Raw genomic sequence first — 21,832 nt, 5'->3', positions numbered from 1 at the left:
ATAGTATATAATTCCTGATTTTCAACTTATAAATTTCCATACATGTTCGGAATCTGCAATCTTGCCATAGTACCCGTTCGAGCTGAAGCTAGTGACAGAAGTGAAATCGTAACACAGCTTTTGTTTGGCGAACACATCGAAATTTTAGAACGCCATAATCAATGGGCTAAAATTCGGATTCAGTTTGATGACTACATAGGCTGGGTAGATTCTAAGCAATATCAGGAAATTTCAAAAGAGCAGTTTGATCTATTGAGCAAAGAGGCCATTATCTTAAATGCCGATTTAATTGATTATATCACAGCTCCAAATAATCTTTTGCTTCCAATTCCGCTGGGCGCTTCATTATCATTTTTGAATAACAGCGAAATCAACGTTTCTAATTTTGATTTTGAAGGAACCAAAACAAGCGGTATCAAACCAAAAAGCGCTTTAATCAAAACCGCTTTTATGTATTTGAATGCTCCGTATTTATGGGGCGGAAAAACACCTTTCGGAATCGATTGTTCTGGTTTTACCCAAATGGTTTACAAATTAAACGGATATAAAATTCACCGTGACGCTTCACAGCAGGCACTTGAAGGCGATCCGTTGAGTTTTATTGAAGAATGTGAAGCAGGCGATTTGGCTTTCTTTGATAATGACGAAGGAAACATTACCCATGTCGGAATTATTATGGAAAACAATTACATTATTCACGCAAGTGGAAAAGTACGTATTGACCGTTTGGATCATACCGGAATTTACAATCCAGAATTAAACAAACATACTCATAAACTTCGTGTAATCAAGAAAATTATCTAGTAAAAACTCCTTAAAAAAAGAAGCAATGGCAAAACTTGAATTATCCAAAAACGGCTTTCAGATCAACAACGTAAACATCGAATTCCCAATTGATATCACAGTTTTAAAACAGGCTTTAGGAGATTCCAGATACACGAAAAAAAAGTACAATCATATTTACACTTGGGACGATCAAGGAATTATGGCTTTTTCTAAAGAAGGAGACCAAGTAGAAAGTCTAGCGATTGAGTTTGAAGTTAGAGAATATGATTATTGTGCAAAAAGCATTTTTACCGGAGAATTTATTTTCGATGGAGAAGAATTGTTTCACTACTACGAAAACAATAAAAAACAGCTTGTAAAACTTTTTAAAGGCGACAGAAGCGGTGCTTTTATCCTAAACGGAATCAGTGTTTGGTTTGATAAAGAAGACGGCAAAATTACAAGCTTAAGCATTTCTCCACGCGAAGAAGAAGAGAAAAAAGTTTCAGCGCCCGTTGATCCCGAATTCAAATTCTTTGAACCGCTTTGGAAAGAATGGATTTCTGAAATCAACAAAATTGTTTCTGAAAACAATGATTATTACAATCTTGCAGAAGGAATTTCAGAAGAAGACATCAATAATCATTCGGTTATTGAAGACGAAATAACCATCCCTCATGCTCTAGTAAATTTCTACAAAGTTCAGAATGTAGATTATGACGGTGTAACTTCTGCTTTTCAGATTTTAATAAATAACTGGCCTTACGAATTAATTCCGTTTCAAGACATTGCAGAAGAATGGATTTCAATTCAAGATTTACAATTTGACGAAGATGATCTTCCAGAACAGGAAATTGACTTCGAAAAAATCAACACAGACAATTACGCCAATCCAAAATGGATTCCGTTTGCTACAGGAAGAAACGGCGATTATTTACTTTTTGATACCGATCCCGCTTCAAAAGGAAAATACGGGCAAATCATTGAACTTCAAAATGAATCGTGGTCTCGAGATATTGTTGCTGATTCTCTGGAAGAATTAATTCAAAACGAAATCAATAATCTCAAAACTGGTAAAACCGAACATTTTGATTTTATTATTGGGAAAGAAAATTAAAGTACGCGGATAAAACGGATTCGCTTTCGCGAAGACGCGGATTTTCACAGATTTTTTTATTTGTTTCTCGCAGATTTATAAAAAAACATTTTAAATCAGCTTAATCATTAAAATCTGCGTGAAATAAAAATCTCCTCAATAGTAAAAAAATTCGTACAATTTGTAGCCAAAAAAAATCACGCACTTAATCGAATCGTCTTTCTAAATTCAGAAGGACTATACCCCTTTTGCTTTCTAAAGAATTTATTAAAATGGCTTTCATCCGTAAAGCCAAATTCATACGCAATTTCGTTTATACGCTTATCGCTGAACTGTAATCTGTGTTCAATCAGTTTTGTTTTATAATTACTGATATATTGCTGCATAGTTTCGCTGGCATGTTTCTTAAAATAACGACCTAAATAAGTATTCGAAATCCCGAAATAATCACTTATCGATTCCGCTTTAATCTTTTCAGGATAATAAATATTGTTCTGAATGTACTGCAGAATATCCATAGCTTTCGCCTCAGTACTAATAGAAACCTGCTCCGGAAGATATTTCGCAATATTTCGCGCCACAATAATAATCAGCGTATTGACTAACTGCTGAATCAATTCCTGATTATACACATCTTTATCCTGATGTTCACGACAGATCGCTTCAATCATCACTTTTACCAAACATTTGTCAGGATCATTTTTTAAAATACAGCCAGGTTGATGATTCGCATTTTGAAGAATATATTCCAATCGCTGAATATTTTCATTCTGCAGACTCGAATTTTTCAAATAAATATCATTAAATCTTAAAAAGAAAAATTTCGTTTCCGTTTCAATCGTAAAATTGTGACAATCCTCAGGCGTCAATAAAAACAAATGCCCTGGATCATAACTAAAAATATTCTTATTGATACATTGAGAACCAGTTCCTTCAAGAATATAAACCAGTTCGAAAAAATTATGACGATCACCCACATCTGGATATTCACTCAGCGTTTCAAACGAAACCGTAAAAGGCTCATATAAATTTTCTTTTTTCATGTCGAAATTATTTGAAGATGCAAATATACCTAAAAAAGACAAATATATACCAAATACAACTCGTAAAAACGGTATAATTTTGCCTCATCAATTTTAAACGAAAAAAATCATTATCATGGAATATAGAAAATTAGGCAACTCAGAACTTGAATTATCAGCCATAACATACGGCGCTTTTGCGATTGGCGGAACCATGTGGGGCGGAACAGAAAAGAAAGATTCAATCGACTCCATTCACGCTTCTATCGACAATGGCGTTACCACAATCGACACCGCTCCTTTTTACGGATTTGGTTTAAGCGAAGAAATGATTGGCGAAGCCGTAAAAAGCGTAGATCGTTCTAAAGTTCAGTTATTGACTAAATTTGGTTTGGTTTGGGACGGAAGCAACAACGGAAAAGGTGATTTCTTTTTCGACGCCGACGATAACGGTAAAAAAGTACCGATTTACAAATATTCATCAAAAGAAAACGTAATCAAAGAAATCGAAGACAGCTTAAAACGCCTTCAAACCGATTATATCGACTTACTGCAAATTCACTGGCCAGACTCAACAACTCCAATTTCCGAAACAATGGAAGCGGTAGAAAAACTAATCCAACAAGGAAAAATCAAAGCTTTCGGAGTTAGCAATTACAATGTTGATCAAATTAAAGAAGCACAAAAAACAGTTCAGATTGCTTCAAACCAAGTGGCGTACAGCATGCTAAACCGTTCAATCGAAGCCGATTTAATTCCGTTTACAGTTGCAGAAAATATCGGAATCATCGCTTACAGTCCAATGGAAAGAGGTTTATTGACTGGAAAATATTTCACAGACAGCAAACTAAAGGAAAACGATCACAGAAACGGTTATTTCGGAAAATTCGATTTACAACAAGTAAAAACTTTAATCGAAGAATTGAGTTCATTGGCAAATGACAAACACATTTCAATTTCGCAGTTAGTTCTTCGCTGGACAACTTTGCAAAAAGGAATTTCAATTGTTTTAGCCGGAGCCAGAAACGCAGAACAAGCCATTTCAAATGCCAAAGCAATGGATTTTAATCTTTCAGCTTCAGAATTAGATTTTATCAATCAGGCAATTTCAAAAGTGAAATAATACTTTGCTTAAATATTTAAACACATAGTTCACACAATATTGTCATTTCGACGAAGGAGACCCGAGCGATAGCGAATAGGCGAAGCAAATCTCCGCGAGAAACTCGACAAAGATTGGATTCTCGTTGCGGAGCTACTTGCGGAGATTTCTCCTTCGTCGAAATGACAAACTTTGAGACAAATAGATTAGAAAACTAGTATTTTATCACCTTTTGTTTCTATGTGTTTAAAAAAATCTTAAACATTAAAAATAATTTGGGTGTGCCCCGCAAAAAAAGCGGGTCGGGCTATCTGTTGCAATCTTTTATCTCGTTAAAAAACGAGACAAAAGGATTTCCACTTCTATCCCTCACACATCCGTTTTCAAAAGAAGTAACAATTAAAAATGAAAAAGATATTTATAATAAACGGCGGGCAGAAATTTGCCCATTCAGGAGGACAATTCAATAAAACCGTTCAGGATTGGACAGTTGAATTTCTTTCTAAAAACAACAATTACGAAATTAAAACAACCCACATCGAAGACGAAATCGACTTTCAAAAAGAAGTCGAAAAATTCGTTTGGGCAGATTTAATCATTTATCACACACCAGTTTGGTGGTTTCAAGTACCGAATCTTTTCAAAAAATACATCGACGACGTATTCACACAAGGTCACAACAACGGAATCTACAAAAGCGACGGAAGAAGCCGTGTAAATCCCGACATCAATTACGGAACTGGCGGAATGTTACACGGACGTAAATACATGCTAACCACAAGCTGGAATGCTCCTGCAGCCGCTTTTACGCTTCTAGGCGAATTCTTCGATGAAACTTCTGTAGACGACGGCGTAATGTTTGGTTTCCACAAAATGAACAAATTCACCGGAATGGAACGCGTAAACGGATTTCATTTTCATGATGTCGAAAAAGGCGCTACACCAGAAAATATCGTTATCTTTAAAGAGAATTACACCAAACATTTAGAAGAAACCTTTAAAAACTTATAATTATGATTTCAATTACTGCCATCTTAAAAAGCAAACCTGAGAACTTAATTGAAGTTCAAAACATGCTGACACATCTGGTAACCGAAACCAGAAAAGAACCAGCTTGCATTCGTTACGATTTACATACTTCTGATAATGTTTTTATTCTTTGGGAAGAATGGAAAGATCAGGTTGGTTTGGATTTACATAATAATCAATCGTATTTGAAGGAATTCATTCAAAAAACTGAAAACTTGGTTTCAAGCCCAATTCAGGTTTACAAAACAGCTCAGATTTTATAAAATATCCTAAGCATTCCTGCAAGGTTTTCAAAACCTTGTAGGTATTAATCTATTACCTATCAAAAGACCTACAAGGTTTTGGAAACCTTGCAGGACAAAAAACTGTTACAGATATAACTTATTTCTACAAAATAATTATTCAGAAAAAAGCTAACTTACCGCAAAATCAGAACCATATAAATTATGAGCAACTATCATCTTGCTGAAATTAATATTGCCAAAATGAAAGGCGTCGACATCAACGACCCGATCATGAAAGAATTTGTAGATAACTTAGATACCGTAAACGCTTTAGCAGAACAAAGCGAAGGTTTTGTCTGGAGATTAAAAGACGACGACAACAATTATAATGCAACGAGTCTCAATCCATATAATGATGAACAGATTATCATCAATGTTTCGGTTTGGGAAAGTATCGAAACTCTGGAGCATTATATGTACAAAACCTTTCACAGCGAGTTCTTAAAACGTAGAAAAGAATGGTTTCAAAAATTTGGAAAAGCACACACAGCCATGTGGTGGATTCCAAAAGGACAAATTCCAACTATGGAAGAAGCGGTAGAAAAATTAGATTATTTGCAGAAAAACGGCTCATCAGAATTGGTTTTTGATTTAAAAAATAAATTTCCAAAACCAAAAGAGGTTAAACTCTAGCGAATTCCTGCAAGGTTTCCAAAACCTTGTAGGTATCTCCAAAGTCCTAAGAAAAAGACCTACAAGGTTTTGGAAACCTTGCAGGACATTAAAAAAATCTTATTTTATACCGCCGAAAGCACCGAAACACATATTCTTGTGTAAAATTTCGACTTTAGAAAAACCAACTTTTTTCATTAAATCTAATTGGTAATTCATTGATCTTGGCGAATCTTCTTTTTCGATATAATCCAAAACTTTTTGACGATATTCTGCTCCGCCAATTCCTTCCAAATAATTTCCGTAACGCTGCCAGGTATATTCATTTAACAAATCTGTGTCTTGTGTAATCAAGTCCGAAATCATTAAGCAACCTCCAGGTTTCAATAATGTAAACAATTTAGTAAAAGTTGTTTCCCAATCGTTATCATCTCTTAAATGATGCAAAACAGCACCCGCCAAAATATAATCAAAATGATTTTCCGGTAAATCTACTTCACGAATATCACCTTGCTTCACTTCAACTTTTCCTGAAGTTTCAGCAGAAACTCGTTCTAAGGCTTTATTCAACATTGGTAAACTCAAATCGACCAAAGTGCAATTTAAATTTGGTACTTTCGAAAGCATCTTCAAAGTATAATTTCCTGCACCACAGCCAATATCCAAAACATTCTCCGCATTCGGAACAATTCTTTTACAAGCTTCTGTTATTAATTCTAATGAAATTGTTGCATCGATTGTCGCAACTTGTCCCGTTTCTAAATTGGCAAATCGTTCAACATCATTGTCAAAACGTTCTCTGATTTCTTCAATAGTTGATTTTTTCATTATGTCTGTTTTTTGTTTAATCTCCCGCAGATTTAGCAGATCAAGCGAATCTTTGTGCTATTATAGATTGGAAATTGTAGTTAAATGATTTTATCAAAACTAATAATCTGCTCAATCTACGAGAGTATATTTTTTTATCAAAACTAAAACTTCAATATATACTTTAAAAATACTATTTTTATCAATAAACAATACTTTAAAAGTATCATGGAATTACGTCACTTAAAATATTTTCTGGCTGTCGCCGAAGAACTGAACTTTACGAAAGCTTCAGAAAAACTCTTTATTTCGCAACCGCCATTAAGCCGTCAAATAGCAGAATTAGAAGAAGAACTTCAGGCAAAACTTTTCATTAGAAACAACAAAAAAGTAGAACTTACCGAAGCCGGAAAATATTTTGAAAAAGAAGTAAAACAACTTTTTCAAAACTTAGAACACATTTCTACAAAAACGAAAAAGATTGCAGAAAACGTTTCGGGTGAGTTTAGAATCGCATATATCAGTTCGATTTATTCGTCTATAATTTCAGATTTAATAAAACATTTGAAAGCGCAATTTCCATACGTAAATTTCAAATTATTTGAAGTATCAACCACAAAACAAATCGATGCTTTAGAAAAAGGAAAAATCGAAATGGGAATTATACGATCGCCTATTCATTCCCCAAAAATAAAATCACATTTATGGTTTAAAGATGGATTTTCTTTGGTTTACAATAAAAAATCGGTTCAGATAAAATCAGAAAATGAGCTTTTAAAACTAAAAGACGAAACGTTTGTTTTCTTTAATAAAGATTATGCCCCGCATTATCATGAAGTTTTATTGGAACTTTGTGCATTTTATGGTTTTTCACCGAAAATTATTCATGAAGCGAACAATATCAATTCAATCGTTCAATTGGTAAAAAACGGTTTAGGAATTTCGATTGTTCCATCCAACATTGCCAAAAACAATCCCGATTCAGAAATTGGATTTATCGAATTGAAAAAAGTTAATTTGTTTACGAATGTTTCTTTAATTACTTCAAAAGACGATCATTCTGAAATCACGCAATCAGCGGTTGAATTTTTATTGCCACAAAGTCGCTAAGACACAAAGATTTTTTTTAATCTAGCAAAGACCCAGAGTCGCAAAGTTTATTCTCATTTCGAAGTCGAAGGAACACATGCTAAATCCATACAGTGTACACCCTTCGACTTCGCTCAGGATGACATACCATTATTGGCTACTTTGACAATAAAACTTTGCGTCTTAGCGCCTTTGCGGCCATAACAAAAATTCGTTACAATTTAGTACAGAAATCCACAGCAGAAAAACAGAACTTTTAAATACCTTAGCAAATTATAATTCTACAATAATACAATCAAAAAAAAATGGCTGAGCAATCTTCAATTCAGTGTCCAAACTGCGGAACTCCTATCGATGTCAATGATGTTTTAAAACATCAGTTGGAAGACAGCATCCGTAAAGAATTTCAACAGAAAGCAACTATTCAAAACCGTGAATTAGAGCTTAAAAACGAACAATTGGAGAAAGCCAAATCTGAATTTGAAGCCAAGAAAAAACAGGAAAATGAACTTTTTGCGGAACGTTTGGAGCGCGAGAAAAAGACAGCCGAAAAAGAAATTGGCGAAAAACTTAAAGCCAAACTCGAAGAAGAAAACAAAGACCGTTTACTTTTAATGGAGAAAGAACTCTCTGAAAAATCAGAAAAAATCAGAGAACTGAATAAAATGGAAGGTGAAATCGCGAAATTACAGCGCGAAAAACTGGAAATGAAAGATGCCATTCAAGCCGAAGCTGAAAAACAGTTAAACGCACAATTGGCTTTGGAACGCGAAAAAATCAGAAAACAAGAAGACGATAAAAACGAATTAAAATTCAAAGAACTTCAGAAACAGCTTGAAGAACAAAAAAAGCTGACCGAAGAAATGAAACGCAAGCAGGAACAAGGTTCGATGCAATTACAAGGCGAAGTAATGGAATTGGCGATTGAAGAATGGCTTGCCAATAACTTCCCACTTGATAGTATCGACGAAGTTAAAAAAGGTGCAAACGGTGCTGATTGTCTTCAAATCGTGAACACACGCGAACACCAAAACTGCGGTTCGATTTATTACGAAAGTAAAAGAACAAAAGCATTTCAGCCTTCGTGGATTGAGAAATTCAAAAATGATATTCGTACCAAAAGAGCCAATATCGGAGTTTTAGTAACCGAAGTCATGCCTTCTGGAATGGAACGAATGGGAATGCGCGACGGAATCTGGATTTGTACGTATGAAGAATTTAAAGGTTTAAGTGCTGTTTTACGTCAGTCGTTAATTCAGATCAATCAAGCGGTACAGGCGCAGGAAAATAAAGGCGATAAAATGTCGATGTTATATGATTTCTTAACAAGCAATGAATTCCGTTTGCAAATTGAAGGAATTGTAGAAGGTTTTACTCAAATGCAAAGCGATCTGGATTCTGAGAAAAGAGCGATGCAGAGAATCTGGAAACAGCGTGAAAAACAAATTGAAAAAGTAGTTCATAATACTTTAGGAATGTACGGATCGATTCGCGGTATTGCCGGAAATGCGGTTCAGAGTGTAAAAGCTTTGGAACTCGATTTTGTTGAAGGCGATAATGAAGAAAACGAGGAGCCTAAGGAATTGTTTGAATAATTTAAATATAAAGTTTATCAAAAGATAATTAAAAGCTCTCGTAGATTTGGCAGATTGAGCAGAAAAAATCTCCAAAATCTGCTAAATCTGCGAGAGAACAAATGACCTTAATCTACCTTCTTAAAAACAACCAATTTACTGGAAGGATTCGATAAAGTCAATTGATTATTTTCTATAGAATAAGCAGTTGTACTTTGCAACGCTTTTAAAAATTCGCCTTCTTTATTCCCTTGTGGACAAGCCATTAAAGTTGAAACAACTTTAGTAAAACGCAAAACATCTTTCTCATAAAAGATTTGTCCAGTTATAGAATTACAGCCACCATATCCCATAAACTTGTTTTCGGCAGAATTAATTTCAATCCTAGGCATTTCCTTCTGAAAATCGGTTGCAAAAACTTTATAACCGTTTAATTCTTCCAAAACCCAAATATCATGCAAACGATAATCGGTGAGATATTTTCCGCATCCGCTGAGTTTTTGAGTTTCCAATTCTGAATTATTCTTGATTTCGACTTTTACACTATAAGGTAAAATCACGCCCGACATAGAATCCTGACAATCTAATTGCTGAATAGAAACGGTTGCCGTTGTTTTGTCGTTACTTAGTTTATACATCTTCACATTGGCATCCATAGCTTTTATAGGTTCTGAATGCGAGAAAGTTATACTTTCTTTTCCAGGAATAAGCGTTGTAAAAAGAATTTGGTCTTTTCCTATTTTAATTCCCCAAAACGGTTCATTTCCTGTGGCTTTAAAATAATATTGTAAATCTTCTTCTGTAGAAGTTCCTGAAGAAGTTGTATTAGAATCTTTGCCTGCTGTCGATTTACAGCTCGTTATTATCATTAATAAAAGCAAAACTGCGAGTATATTTTTCATGAGATTTCTATTTAGAATATTCATTTTCATCAAAACAAAAGTAAAATTCTTATGAATTTACGACAATTTTCTGAAATCCTTATTTAGAATCTATTCAAATTTGATAAAATTATGAATTTTCTATTTTGCCTAAAACCCGCTCTACGTAAAAGATTAAGACATAATACGTAGATATTTTCAAAAAATCATTGAGATAAAAATTACTTATTACGTATTTGCATAAGTATAAATACTTATATTTGCGTAGTAATACTTAATTAAAGAAATCATGAGTAAAGTAATAGTAGTTGGAAACGGCATGGTTGGTTATAAATTTTGCGAAAAGTTTGTTGCAAAATCAGGACAGGAAAAGTATCAGGTTACCGTTTTTGGTGAAGAACCAAGACGCGCCTATGACAGAGTTCACTTAAGTGAATACTTTGGAGGAAAGACCGCAGACGATTTATCATTGTCTACAACCGAATGGTACGCAGAAAATAATATTACTTTAAATACCTCAGAATTAATTACAGATATTAATCGCGATGCCAAAACCATACATACGCATTTAGGCAAAACACATACGTATGACTACTTAGTTCTGGCAACAGGTTCTTCAGCCTTTGTTCCACCAATTGAAGGTGTAGAAAAAGAAGGTGTTTTCGTTTACAGAACCATCGAAGATTTGGACGCAATTATGGCTTACGCTAAAAAAATAAAACAAAAAGGAGCTACAGAAGCTGCTGTTTTAGGCGGAGGACTTTTAGGACTCGAAGCAGCCAAAGCCGTTCGCGATTTGGGATTGAATCCGCATGTGGTGGAATTTGCCCCACGTTTAATGCCGAGACAATTGGATCAAGGCGCGAGTGATATGCTTCAATCTAAAATTGAAGAATTAAATATCGGAATTCATCTCAACAAAGCAACACAATACATTGACGGAAAAGAAAGTATAACCGGAATGATGTTCGCCAATGATGAATTACTAAAAGTCGATATGCTGGTAATTTCAGCCGGAATTAAACCTCGCGACGAACTAGCCAGAGTTTCAGGATTAGAAGTCGGTATAAGAGGCGGCATCGTGGTAAACAATGAAATGCGAACTTCAGATCCTTCTATTTTTGCCATTGGTGAAGCTGCACTTTATAACCAAAACATTTATGGATTGGTTGCTCCAGGTTACGAAATGGCCGATGTTGCCGCCGAACAAATCTTAAATGGTTCTAAAACCATGAGAGAAACCATCGATATGTCAACCCAATTGAAATTAATTGGCGTTGAAGTGGCGAGTTTTGGTGATCCTTTCATTGAAAATAACGATGTAACGGCAATTATTTATGAAAATAAATTAAGCGGTATCTACAAAAGAATCAACGTTACTAAAGATTCTAAAAAGCTTTTGGGTGGAATTTTAGTCGGCGATTCAAGCGATTATAATTCACTTTTCCAGATTTACATTAACGAAATGGCATTACCTAAAAATCCAGAAGATTTAATTCTGGGTTCACGCGACGGTTCTGAAGGTTCTTCTTTAGGAAGCGTAATGGATTTGCCAGATACGGCCGTAATTTGTTCTTGCGAAAATGTTACAAAAGGCGCAATTTGCTGTAAAATTTTAGATGAAAGTTGTGCAACATTTTCAGATGTCGTCAAAGAAACCAAAGCCACTTCAGGTTGTGGAGGCTGTAAACCTATGGTTTCGGATTTGGTAAAAGCTGCTCAAAAATCTTTAGGGAAAGAAGTAAAAGAGGTTATTTGCGAGCATTTCAGCTACACACGTCAGGAATTATTTGACTTGGTAAAAATCAACAAATACGAGAACTTCTACGATGTACTTGATCATCACGGAAAAGGCGACGGATGCGAAGTCTGCAAACCTGTTGTCGCTTCTATTTTCTCGAGTATTTACAACGATACGGCAAATAAGCATGTAACAACTCAAGATACAAACGATAGATTTTTAGCGAATATTCAACGTAACGGAACATATTCAGTAGTTCCAAGAGTTGCCGGAGGAGAAATCACAGCAGAAAAATTAATCGTAATTGGTGAAGTTGCCAAACAATTTGATTTGTATACTAAAATCACTGGAGCACAACGAGTTGATTTATTCGGAGCACATTTAAGTGATTTACCAAAAATCTGGAAAATCTTAATTGAAAATGGTTTTGAAAGCGGTCATGCCTACGGAAAATCACTTCGTGCCGTAAAAAGCTGTGTTGGAAATGCCTGGTGTCGTTACGGAATGGACGACAGCGCCGGATTTGCCATCGAACTCGAAAACCGTTACAAAGGAATCCGTTCTCCGCATAAACTAAAAGGTGGTGTTTCGGCCTGCATTCGCGAATGCGCAGAAGCCCGTGGAAAAGATTTCGGTTTAATTGCCGTTGAAGGCGGATGGAATTTATACATCGCAGGAAACGGTGGCGCAAATCCGAAACATGCTGTTTTATTAGCCGAAAAAATCGATAAAGAAACTGTAATCAAATACATGGACCGTTTCTTAATGTATTACATAAGAACTGCCGGTCCGCTTATTCGAACTTCAACCTGGTTAGAAAAACTAGACGGCGGTTTAGAGTATTTAAAACAAGTCATTATCGAAGACAGTTTAGGAATCTGCGAAACGCTTGAAGCCGAAATGCAGACGCTTGTAAATACTTTCGAATGCGAATGGAAACAAGTTCTTGAAAAACCAAGATTATTAAAACGTTTCAATCACTTTGTAAACTCAGACGAGAAAGACGACAATATTGCTTTTGTACCCTTAAGAGATCAAAAAGCACCAAAAGCCTGGTCATAAAAAGCTAATTAGAATTGCTCGCAAAGGCGCTAAGTCGCAAAGTTTTATTCTAAGAATTAAAAAATAAAAAACTTTGCGTCTTTGCGACTTTGCGAGATTAAAAAAGACAAAGAATAGAAAAAAACTTAGCGTCTTAGCGCCTTCGTGGCAAATAAAAAAATCAGCTCCAAAAAAAAAGAAAAAAAATAAATTAAACGTTTGCTGTCCTTCTTACCCTCTTTTTTACTGCGCCATCAAAACTCTCTTGATTGTAAAAAGAGGGCTAAGAAACAGGAAATAAAACAAAAAACATCATGGAAGAAATTTTAAACTTATACGAAACAGTGCACGCAAGCGATGCAACAATTTGGTTCAAAGCGGGTAAAGTAGAAGATTTTCCAACCAACCGAGGCGGGTGCATAAAATATAAAAACAAACAAATTGCCATTTTCAATTTTACACGTCGCAACGAATGGTACGCTTGCCAAAACGCCTGCCCGCACAAAATGGAAATGGTGCTTTCAAGAGGAATGACAGGCTCAACAGATGATATTCCTAAAATCGCCTGCCCAATGCACAAAAAGACATTTTCACTAGTTGATGGTTCAAATCTAAACGGAGACGATTTCAAAATTGCAACGTATCCTGTAAAAGTCGTCGAAGATGAAGTTTTTGTAGGCTTTGTAGATTAGTTTATAGCCACAGATTTCACAGATTAAAAAGATTATTTTTTCTTTTAGCCACGAATTTCACAAATTACACTAATTTAATTCGTGTAGATTCCTGAAATTCGTGGCTAAAATAATTACGCCCAATTATTTAATCCTTTTAATCTGTGAAATCTGTGGCAAAAAATAAACAATAATTAGTGATAATTCGTGAAATTCGTGGCAAAAAAAACTTATTTCCGTATCTTTGAAATCTATTACTAAACCAAAAAATGACAACACCTTTCCAAAAAGCAAGCGAATGGATTGATGCCGAAAACGCACAAGATCCGAATATTGAAATCGATCAAAACCAGGAATATCCAAAAGAATTATTGTATTCAAACAGGATGTACGAAAGACTGATGCAGTTTGAACCAAATGCTTCAGAAGAAATTCAGATTGCTTCAAAAGCACAGCACATCTGCCGTTGGAAAGTCGCACGCGAATCGTATCCTATGGATCGTGTGGGTTATTTAAAATGGAGAGAAGAACTGAAAAAATTCCACGCTAAAACTACTGCAGGAATCCTTGAAAAAGCAGGTTACGATCAGGGTTTTATCGACCGTGTTTCATTTTTAATTGAAAAAAAATTACTCAAAAAAGATGCAGAGACACAATTACTTGAAGATGTAATTTGTCTGGTATTTTTAGAATATTACTTAGAGCCTTTCGTTGTAAAACATGATGAAGAAAAACTAAAAAACATCATCAAAAAAACCTGGGATAAGATGTCGGAGAAAGGACATGCCGAAGCTCTAAAAATCAATTATTCTGAAGAAAACTTAAACCTAATAAAAGCTTCTTTAGGATTGTAAAATACTATGAAAAAAGACAATCAGGAAGCAGAAAAAATCACTTTCAAAAATTTACGACGACTGTATTTTTTTGCGCTTCTTACTATTGCCTTAACCATAATTGTTAGTCAGTTTTTGGTTCAGTACAATCTGAATCAGCAATTGAGCGATTCTAAAATCATCAATTTTTCAGGAAAACAAAGAATGCTGAGTCAGAAAATCGTCAAAGAAGTTCTGATTTTACATTATGTTTCTGATACTGCTTCATCGCAACAAATTTTGCATCTGGAAAGTGTTTTAGCGCTTTGGAAAAAGAATCAAAACGCACTCGAAAACGGAAGTGATAGTCTGGCTTTTCCAAAAGAAAAAAGCGAAACACTCAGTAAATTATATCTTGAAATCAATCCGATTTTCAATAAAATTGCACAATCAACCGATTCTTTTTTATTGAATTTAAAACAGAAAAAACAAGCTACAGAAAATCAGAAATTAGTTCAGACTATTTTAGATAACGAAGGCACTTTCCTTTCCAAAATGAACGAGATTGTAACCCAATACGATCTTGAAGCACACGAAAAAGTAACCGAACAACGCCGAATCGAATATTGGATTTTCGGTTTTACATTGTTGGTTTTACTTCTCGAATTCTTCTTCATTTTCAAACCAACAAACAAAAAAATCGAAAGACTAATTGCAAAGCTTTTAGCCTCAGAAAAGAAAGCCTTAAAACTCGCATACGATACCGAAATTATCAGCGAAATCAAAGAAAACTCCGTAAAAGAATTGAAATCGCTTAATTATGCGATGGAAAATACTTTATTATACTGCCGAATTTCACCAGACGGTTCTATTATTCATATTGGAGAAAAATTCGCCAAACTTTTAAATTACACCAAGTTTTCATCCAACAAAAAATTCTCAGAAGTCTTAACCGAAGACGAAAAAGAACAAGTCAATTTTGACCGCCTTATTTTCGAAAAACAAAGAAGTGGCTGGCAGGGCGAAATGAAAATCGTAAACAAAGACGAAAAAGAAATCTGGCTCGATTTGTCCATGGTTCCTGTAATGATCAAAAAAGACGAACTCGAACTTTTGATCGTTTGTTTCAACATTACAGAGCGTAAAAAAGCACAGCGCGAAGTCGAACGTTTAAACCTTGAAAACACAACCGAAAAAATCAATCAACAAAAGATTATTTCGAGTAAAATCGTCGAAAATCAGGAAAACGAACAAAACCGAATCGCCAAAGAAATTCACGACGGAATCGGTCAAATGCTTACGGGTTTAAAATTCAGTTTAGAAAGTATTAATCTCGACGACAGAGAAAAATCAGAACAAAAAATTGAGTATTTAAAGAAACTTTCGCTTGACATTATAAAAGGCGTCCGCACGGCAACTTTCAACCTAATGCCACCGGAATTAAGCGATCACGGAATCGTTTCGTCACTTTCAAAACTCACTCAGGAACTTTCCAAACTAACTGGAAAAGAAATCCTTTTCTACAACAAAACCGATTTTGATCAGCGTCTAGATTCGCTAATTGAAATCAACATTTACCGACTCACACAAGAAGCGATCAACAACGCCATAAAATATGCCGAATCGTCGCATATTATTGTACAGCTTTCGCATAGCGAAACACTTTTAAGCATCATTGTAGACGACAACGGAAAAGGTTTCGACGTCAATTCAGTCGACAAAAAACGCAACAGCGAATCCGGAATGGGACTTTTATTCATGAAAGAAAGGATCCAATATATCAACGGCAGAGTTTTTATGAATTCAATTCCCGGCGAAGGAACCAGAATTACTTTTAATATTCCGATTCTTAAGTAGGAAATTCCAATTTTTAAATTCCAAATTCCAATTTTTGACAACTAAGCGAGTAAATTATGGAATAGATGTCTAAAAACCACACTATCAATCACCTACAGCTTTAACTGTAGGAATATAAATAATGCTCTCTGAAAAGGCTTTAGCCAAACTTACACATTTTGCTAAAGCCTTTTTTACTTTACCAACAAAAACCTCCAGCTAAAGCTGGAAGCAATTGATACCAAAGCTTGTGAAAGTTAAAAACTTTGACAAAGTTGAATCCACAAGTATTATGGAATTTGGAATTTATTTATTGGAATTTATCATCATGATTTCTAATGATTTTTTAATGTTGCCATTTCGAACTTAAAAAAATTGGAATTTATTTTTAAAAAAGTACGTATATTAGCGTCTTCGCTTTAGATGAATATACGTAAAAAACCAGATTAAAAAGTAAGTAAGCCATGAGTAATACTATAAGAGTTGTTTTAGCCGATGATCATGTTTTTGTTAGAGACGGAATCAAATCTTTATTGGAAAACGAAGCAAACATTGAGGTTGTAGGCGAAGCGATTGATGGAGCTGATGCACTCGAAGTAGTTGCCGAAACCAAACCCGACTTACTTATAGTAGATATTCGTATGCCAAACTTAACAGGTATCGAGGTAGTAGAAAAACTTAGAAGCGAAAAAAACACCGTAAAAATCATCATGCTTTCCATGCATGAATCGGAGGAATATGTATTGAAATCAATAAAAGCAGGAGCCGATGGCTATTTACTAAAAGGTTCAAGCAAAGAAGAATTTTTAAAAGCACTTCATACCGTTTCTGCAGGTGGAAAATATTTTAGTGGTGATATTTCTTCAATCTTAATCAGCCAGCTTACAAACGGCAGTTCATCATTAGAACCTAAACAAACCTTAGGCGAAGAAATGATGATTACCAAAAGAGAAAAAGAAATTCTAACACTTCTTTTATCTGGAAAAGGAAACAAAGAAATTGCTGAAGCTTTGGATATCAGCAAACGAACTGCTGAAGTTCACCGTTTTAACTTAATGAAAAAGCTGAAAGTGAAAAACTTAATGGAGCTTTCAAACAAAGCAACTGAATATTCATTAATTTAAAAAAATTACGTATAAATACGTAATTATTTTTCAAAAACTGCGTTTTAGCAGGTTTTAACTAAGTTATAGTACTTATTTTTACATAAAAATATAAGTGCTATGAAAAATACAAACTCATTATCGCAATCACACAAAATTTTATTTTTAAACACATTGGCGTTTACAGTGTGTTTTGCCTGCTGGACATTAAACGGGGTTTTAGTAACCTTTTTAGTCGATAACGGAATTTTCCACTGGAGCGTTGTTCAGGTTGGATGGCTTTTAGGAATTCCAATCTTAACCGGATCAATTATGCGTCTTCCAATCGGAATCCTAACGGATAAATTTGGAGGGAAATATGTTTATTCGCTTTTATTACTATTATGTTCAATTCCACTATTCCTCCTTCCCTACGCTGACAGTTTTGCTATGTTTGCTTTACTCAGCTTTTTATTCGGAATGGTCGGAACCAGTTTTGCAGTCGGAATTGGATATACCTCAATCTGGTACCCAAAAGAATGGCAGGGCCGCGCTTTGGGAATTTTCGGAATGGGAAATGCTGGCGCCGCAATTACAACCTTTTTAGCGCCTTCATTATTAAATCATTTTTCTATTGAGGATCCGCAAAATGGATGGAAAATACTTCCTGTAATTTATGCCGTTTCTTTAATCGTAATCGGAATTGCTTTTTTGATTTTTGCTAAAAACAAAAAAATGGAAAGCAACGGAAAAACAATTTCTCAAATGCTGACTCCATTAAAATCAGAAAGAGTTTGGCGATTTGGAGCCTATTACTTTTTAGTTTTCGGATGTTTTGTAGCTTATTCACAATGGTTACTCCCAAACTTTATGAACGTATATCAAACCAGTTTAGTTATGGGCGGATTATTTGCTACGATGTTCAGTTTGCCATCTGGCGTAATCAGAGCATTTGGCGGTTATTTATCGGATAAATTTGGCGCGAGAAAAGTGATGTATTGGGTTTTGGGTTCTTCAGTAATTTTAAGTGCTTTGCTTTCAATTCCGAAAATGGAAATTACTACTTCTGGTCCGGGAATATTGGCTGCTAAAAAAGGTGTTGTGAACGAAATAAACGGCAAAACCGTAAAAGTGGGCGATAAAGAATATCCAATTGCGCAAAAAACTGCTAATACAGCCGAAAATGCCATTTTTCCAACTTCTACAAGCTGGCAGGATGTTGTAGTGGCACACAATCAAAGTGTAGCCAAAAAAGAACTTATCGCAAAAGGCGTTACAGTAATCAAATTTGACGCTAATATTTGGGTTTTCTTAGTTTTAGTAATTCTAATCGGAATTTCATGGGGAATCGGAAAAGCAGCGGTTTACAAACATATCCCAGAATATTTTCCAAATGAAATTGGCGTTGTCGGCGGTATGGTTGGAATGATTGGCGGTTTAGGAGGTTTCTTCGGTCCAATTATCTTTGGATATTTATTGACAGCAACCGGAATCTGGTCAAGTTCATGGATTTTCATTTTAATATTCTCAACTGTCTGCTTAGTTTGGATGCATTACACTATAACACAACTAACTAAGAAAAAAGAAGTTAAAACAAGTAAAATAGAATTAGAGCCTGCATATTAAAATCAGATTAAAAAAAAATTAGAAATATGATCTCAGTCATAGTAAACGACGGCTTTTTCTTATAAATTTACCGCCGATTAAAACATAACTATTTTATGAAAAAACTAAAACTAATTTTAATACTTATTGCAGGATTAAGTTTAGAAATTCAGGCGCAGGAGTTGGATGTAAATTTACAGATAAGACCACGTTTTGAATATCGAAACGGCTACAAACAGCTCTTACAAGAAGGTCAAAAAGGAACTTCGCAGATTTCACAGCGTTCCCGCTTAAATTTCAATTACAAACAAGACGATTTAGTAGTAAAATTAACCCTTCAAAATACCAGAACATGGGGTGATGTACCAACCACGGCAGCTGCTGATAAAAATGGAGTTGCAGTTTTTGAGGCTTGGGCACAATATAATTTCACTAAAAATTGGAGCGCAAGAATGGGACGTCAAGTGCTTTCATATGACAATCAGCGTATTCTTGGCGAAATGGACTGGGCACAGCAGGGACAAAGCCATGATGCACTTACGGTAACTTATCAGACTGAAAAACAAAAATTAGATTTTGGAGGAGCCTACAATTCAACAGCTGAAAATGTGGTACAGACACCTTATACGGTTGCTAATTATAAAACATTGCAATATGCTTGGTATCATAATCAGTTCACAGAAAATTTTGGCGCGAGCTTTTTAGTATTAAATACAGGTTATGAATACGCTCCTAATCCAAATCCAGATAACAAACTATTAGTTGATTACAAACAAACTTTTGGACCTTACTTAGCATATAAAAGCAGTAAAATAGACACTAATTTTTGGCTGTACGGGCAAACCGGAAAAAGTGCCGATTTACAGGTAAGCGCCTGGAATGCAGCTGCAAATTTTAATTACAGCATAACTGAAACTTTTAAAGCTGGTTTAGGCTACGAATTTTTATCGGGAAAATCGACAAACGATGGAAGCACTGTAATTAAATCATTTAACCCGATTTTTGGTACCAACCACGGTTTTAATGGTTATATGGATTATTTTTATGTTGGAAATCACTTAAACAATGTTGGTTTGCAAGATGCATTTATAAAATTAAACTACAATGTAAACAAATGGCAGTTTGCTTTGATTCCGCATGTATTCTTATCAGCTGCAGATGTTGTTACACCTTTAAACGAAAAATTAGATTCGTATTTAGGAACTGAAATTGATGCCACCTTTGGATATAATTTCAAAAAAGATATCACTGTCACAGGAGGTTATTCGCAAATGTTTGGTTCTAAAACTATGGAATTCATCAAAACCGGAGATGCCGGCCATACCAACAATTGGGCTTGGTTAATGATTTCTGTTAATCCAAGAATTTTTAGCTGGAAAAAATAATTTTTCTTCAAAATAAATTGACATATTTTACCCTTTTCCCAATTCGGAAAAGGGTATTTTTTTTTGATTTAACAGACGCATATTATATACTTTAATTATTTATATTTGAGCAAATTATGAACCCCAAATTCTCCCCAAATGAAACCATTTTTAAAATTATCTATGTTGACCTTTTTGGTGACACAGACTGGTATTGCTCAAAAAATTAATAATGATTTAATTTCAAAAAACTCAGAAATAAATTTTGCAAAAACCCAAAAAAGAGGAATCAAGAAAAACAACATTATTTATTATGTTGAAAATGATTTACAAACTATTTCGGCATACAAAAGAAAGAAACTAAAATGGCAGACTAATGTAATTTCTGTTTGCGGAAAACCAAAATTAGGAGAAGCTCAAATACGATACGTAGGTTATAATTCAGACAAGCTGCTTATTGTTATGGGAAAACATCATTTTGCAGAAATTGATGTAAACAGCGGTTTAACAACTCTTGTTGGTTAAGATTCTACATTTAAAATCATATATAATAAATCCCTTTTTCAAGTTTTGAGAAAGGGGATTTTTTTTGAATAACGACAATTCTTTTTTAATATATTTGATTGAATAATTTACTACAATTTATCTATTGGAAAGAAAAACAGAAATAGTAACAATTAATTCCGTCGATCAAATTCCTTCATTAGAAGAAATTAGACAAATATCCCGAACTAAAAAACTAAGAATTGTATTTGAAGATTCTGTTCAAAGTCTTAGAGAATCAATTGGGCAAAATTTAAAAAAAGAATTAGATGGATTTCTTGTTGGAATACACACCATTAATCCAGAAATAAATATCTCAAAATTAATAACAGACAAGGAGATTGAAGATCATCAGATTTTCTTTGAAAACTGTGCAAAAGATTATCGTGAATTGGCCGAACGATTAATATTTTATCTGGCAAAAAAACTTAAAACAGAAATTAATCTCGAGTTTCCACTATCTACTTTCAACAAATACAAAACTGGATGGCGAAAAGTGGATGAATGGAAATATTTTGTTCATGGGTATCACTGTCTTTTCAAGAATACTAGAACAAAACTAGAAATCGAGGTTCCATTAGTTTTTGGTCTTGAATTCGGTGATTTGGATCCTTATTTTTTTATCAATTATATTAAAACAAATCCTCAATACAATCCTTTACCCGTTAATTTTTTTGATGAATATCATGATGGGTGCAGAATAAATGATAAAATGCTCGCTTTAGGAAAATTTGAAATAATAAATTCTAATATCAAAGATCACTTTGGAATTGCGGTTACTGACAGAAACAAAGTACAAATTAAAGTGTATGATCCAGAACAGGATTATATAAAACCAAAATTTAATTTTTGGAAATTTATCGGCATAAAATAATA

At 34.5% G+C, this 21,832-nt stretch carries 20 protein-coding genes; 17 read left to right on the top strand and 3 right to left on the bottom strand.

Annotated elements, in window-relative coordinates; translation table 11 throughout:
* The first annotated feature begins 42 nt into the window (after positions 1-42).
* The gene (locus tag ABD859_RS18580; protein ID WP_345146121.1) at positions 43-804 is read left to right on the top strand and encodes a C40 family peptidase; all 762 of its coding nucleotides are present in this window, start codon (positions 43-45) and stop codon (positions 802-804) included.
* Positions 805-829: 25 nt separating this feature from the next.
* The gene (locus tag ABD859_RS18575) at positions 830-1,882 is read left to right on the top strand and encodes an SMI1/KNR4 family protein (RefSeq protein ID WP_345146120.1); all 1,053 of its coding nucleotides are present in this window, start codon (positions 830-832) and stop codon (positions 1,880-1,882) included.
* 176 nt (positions 1,883-2,058) lie between these two features.
* On the opposite strand, the gene ABD859_RS18570 is transcribed toward ABD859_RS18575, so the two are convergent.
* The gene (locus ABD859_RS18570; RefSeq protein ID WP_345146119.1) at positions 2,059-2,904 is read right to left on the bottom strand and encodes an AraC family transcriptional regulator; all 846 of its coding nucleotides are present in this window, start codon (positions 2,902-2,904) and stop codon (positions 2,059-2,061) included.
* 115 nt (positions 2,905-3,019) lie between these two features.
* Here ABD859_RS18570 and ABD859_RS18565 point away from each other — a divergent pair, with 115 nt between their 5' ends.
* The 4 genes from ABD859_RS18565 to ABD859_RS18550 all read left to right on the top strand — a co-directional run bounded on the left by ABD859_RS18565 (position 3,020) and on the right by ABD859_RS18550 (position 5,931).
* Entirely contained in the window at positions 3,020-4,006 is a 987-nt protein-coding gene (locus ABD859_RS18565) for an aldo/keto reductase (RefSeq protein WP_345146118.1), read from the top strand.
* Positions 4,007-4,390: 384 nt separating this feature from the next.
* A complete protein-coding gene (locus tag ABD859_RS18560) occupies positions 4,391-4,996 on the top strand; it encodes an NAD(P)H-dependent oxidoreductase (RefSeq protein WP_345146117.1) in 606 nt (201 codons plus the stop codon).
* Between the two features lie 2 nt (positions 4,997-4,998).
* Positions 4,999-5,277, top strand: a complete 279-nt coding sequence (locus tag ABD859_RS18555; RefSeq protein ID WP_345146116.1) for a putative quinol monooxygenase — start codon at positions 4,999-5,001, stop codon at positions 5,275-5,277.
* Positions 5,278-5,460: 183 nt separating this feature from the next.
* The gene (locus tag ABD859_RS18550; protein ID WP_345146115.1) at positions 5,461-5,931 is read left to right on the top strand and encodes a DUF3291 domain-containing protein; all 471 of its coding nucleotides are present in this window, start codon (positions 5,461-5,463) and stop codon (positions 5,929-5,931) included.
* A 99-nt stretch (positions 5,932-6,030) separates the two neighbouring features.
* Here the strand turns inward: ABD859_RS18550 and ABD859_RS18545 are convergent, their stop codons facing one another.
* Positions 6,031-6,738, bottom strand: coding sequence for a class I SAM-dependent methyltransferase (locus tag ABD859_RS18545; protein WP_345146114.1), 708 nt, complete (start codon positions 6,736-6,738; stop codon positions 6,031-6,033).
* 207 nt (positions 6,739-6,945) lie between these two features.
* Here ABD859_RS18545 and ABD859_RS18540 point away from each other — a divergent pair, with 207 nt between their 5' ends.
* Positions 6,946-7,827: a LysR family transcriptional regulator gene (locus tag ABD859_RS18540; RefSeq protein ID WP_345146113.1), complete on the top strand. Its 882-nt coding sequence runs from the start codon at positions 6,946-6,948 to the stop codon at positions 7,825-7,827.
* Between the two features lie 284 nt (positions 7,828-8,111).
* On the top strand, positions 8,112-9,401 hold the full coding sequence (locus ABD859_RS18535; RefSeq protein WP_345146112.1) for a DUF2130 domain-containing protein: 1,290 nt from the start codon (positions 8,112-8,114) through the stop codon (positions 9,399-9,401).
* Positions 9,402-9,508: 107 nt separating this feature from the next.
* On the opposite strand, the gene ABD859_RS18530 is transcribed toward ABD859_RS18535, so the two are convergent.
* Positions 9,509-10,282: an META domain-containing protein gene (locus tag ABD859_RS18530; protein WP_345146111.1), complete on the bottom strand. Its 774-nt coding sequence runs from the start codon at positions 10,280-10,282 to the stop codon at positions 9,509-9,511.
* Between the two features lie 268 nt (positions 10,283-10,550).
* On the opposite strand from ABD859_RS18530, the gene nirB reads away from it, so the two are divergent.
* The 9 genes from nirB to ABD859_RS18485 all read left to right on the top strand — a co-directional run bounded on the left by nirB (position 10,551) and on the right by ABD859_RS18485 (position 21,830).
* Complete coding sequence (gene nirB / locus ABD859_RS18525; RefSeq protein ID WP_345146110.1) at positions 10,551-13,064, top strand: nitrite reductase large subunit NirB; 2,514 nt, start codon at positions 10,551-10,553, stop codon at positions 13,062-13,064.
* Between the two features lie 293 nt (positions 13,065-13,357).
* Positions 13,358-13,735, top strand: a complete 378-nt coding sequence (nirD, locus tag ABD859_RS18520; RefSeq protein ID WP_345146109.1) for a nitrite reductase small subunit NirD — start codon at positions 13,358-13,360, stop codon at positions 13,733-13,735.
* Between the two features lie 248 nt (positions 13,736-13,983).
* On the top strand, positions 13,984-14,568 hold the full coding sequence (locus tag ABD859_RS18515) for a DUF4202 domain-containing protein (RefSeq protein WP_345146108.1): 585 nt from the start codon (positions 13,984-13,986) through the stop codon (positions 14,566-14,568).
* A 6-nt stretch (positions 14,569-14,574) separates the two neighbouring features.
* Positions 14,575-16,383, top strand: a complete 1,809-nt coding sequence (locus ABD859_RS18510) for a PAS domain-containing sensor histidine kinase (RefSeq protein WP_345146107.1) — start codon at positions 14,575-14,577, stop codon at positions 16,381-16,383.
* Between the two features lie 443 nt (positions 16,384-16,826).
* A complete protein-coding gene (locus ABD859_RS18505) occupies positions 16,827-17,486 on the top strand; it encodes a response regulator (RefSeq protein WP_345146106.1) in 660 nt (219 codons plus the stop codon).
* A gap of 99 nt (positions 17,487-17,585) precedes the next feature.
* Positions 17,586-19,070 carry an MFS transporter gene (locus tag ABD859_RS18500; protein WP_345146105.1) on the top strand — a complete coding sequence of 495 codons (1,485 nt, stop codon included), beginning with the start codon at positions 17,586-17,588 and terminating at the stop codon, positions 19,068-19,070.
* Between the two features lie 95 nt (positions 19,071-19,165).
* The gene (locus ABD859_RS18495; RefSeq protein WP_345146104.1) at positions 19,166-20,434 is read left to right on the top strand and encodes an alginate export family protein; all 1,269 of its coding nucleotides are present in this window, start codon (positions 19,166-19,168) and stop codon (positions 20,432-20,434) included.
* Positions 20,435-20,572: 138 nt separating this feature from the next.
* Complete coding sequence (locus tag ABD859_RS18490; RefSeq protein ID WP_345146103.1) at positions 20,573-20,938, top strand: hypothetical protein; 366 nt, start codon at positions 20,573-20,575, stop codon at positions 20,936-20,938.
* A 124-nt stretch (positions 20,939-21,062) separates the two neighbouring features.
* Complete coding sequence (locus tag ABD859_RS18485) at positions 21,063-21,830, top strand: DUF6896 domain-containing protein (protein WP_345146102.1); 768 nt, start codon at positions 21,063-21,065, stop codon at positions 21,828-21,830.
* Positions 21,831-21,832: the final 2 nt, after the last annotated feature.

Origin of the sequence: Flavobacterium ginsengiterrae (assembly GCF_039539785.1) — a bacterium.
Classification (GTDB): domain Bacteria; phylum Bacteroidota; class Bacteroidia; order Flavobacteriales; family Flavobacteriaceae; genus Flavobacterium; species Flavobacterium ginsengiterrae.
Note: the sequence above shows the minus strand (reverse complement) of the source record. Positions and strands in the feature narration are given on the sequence as shown.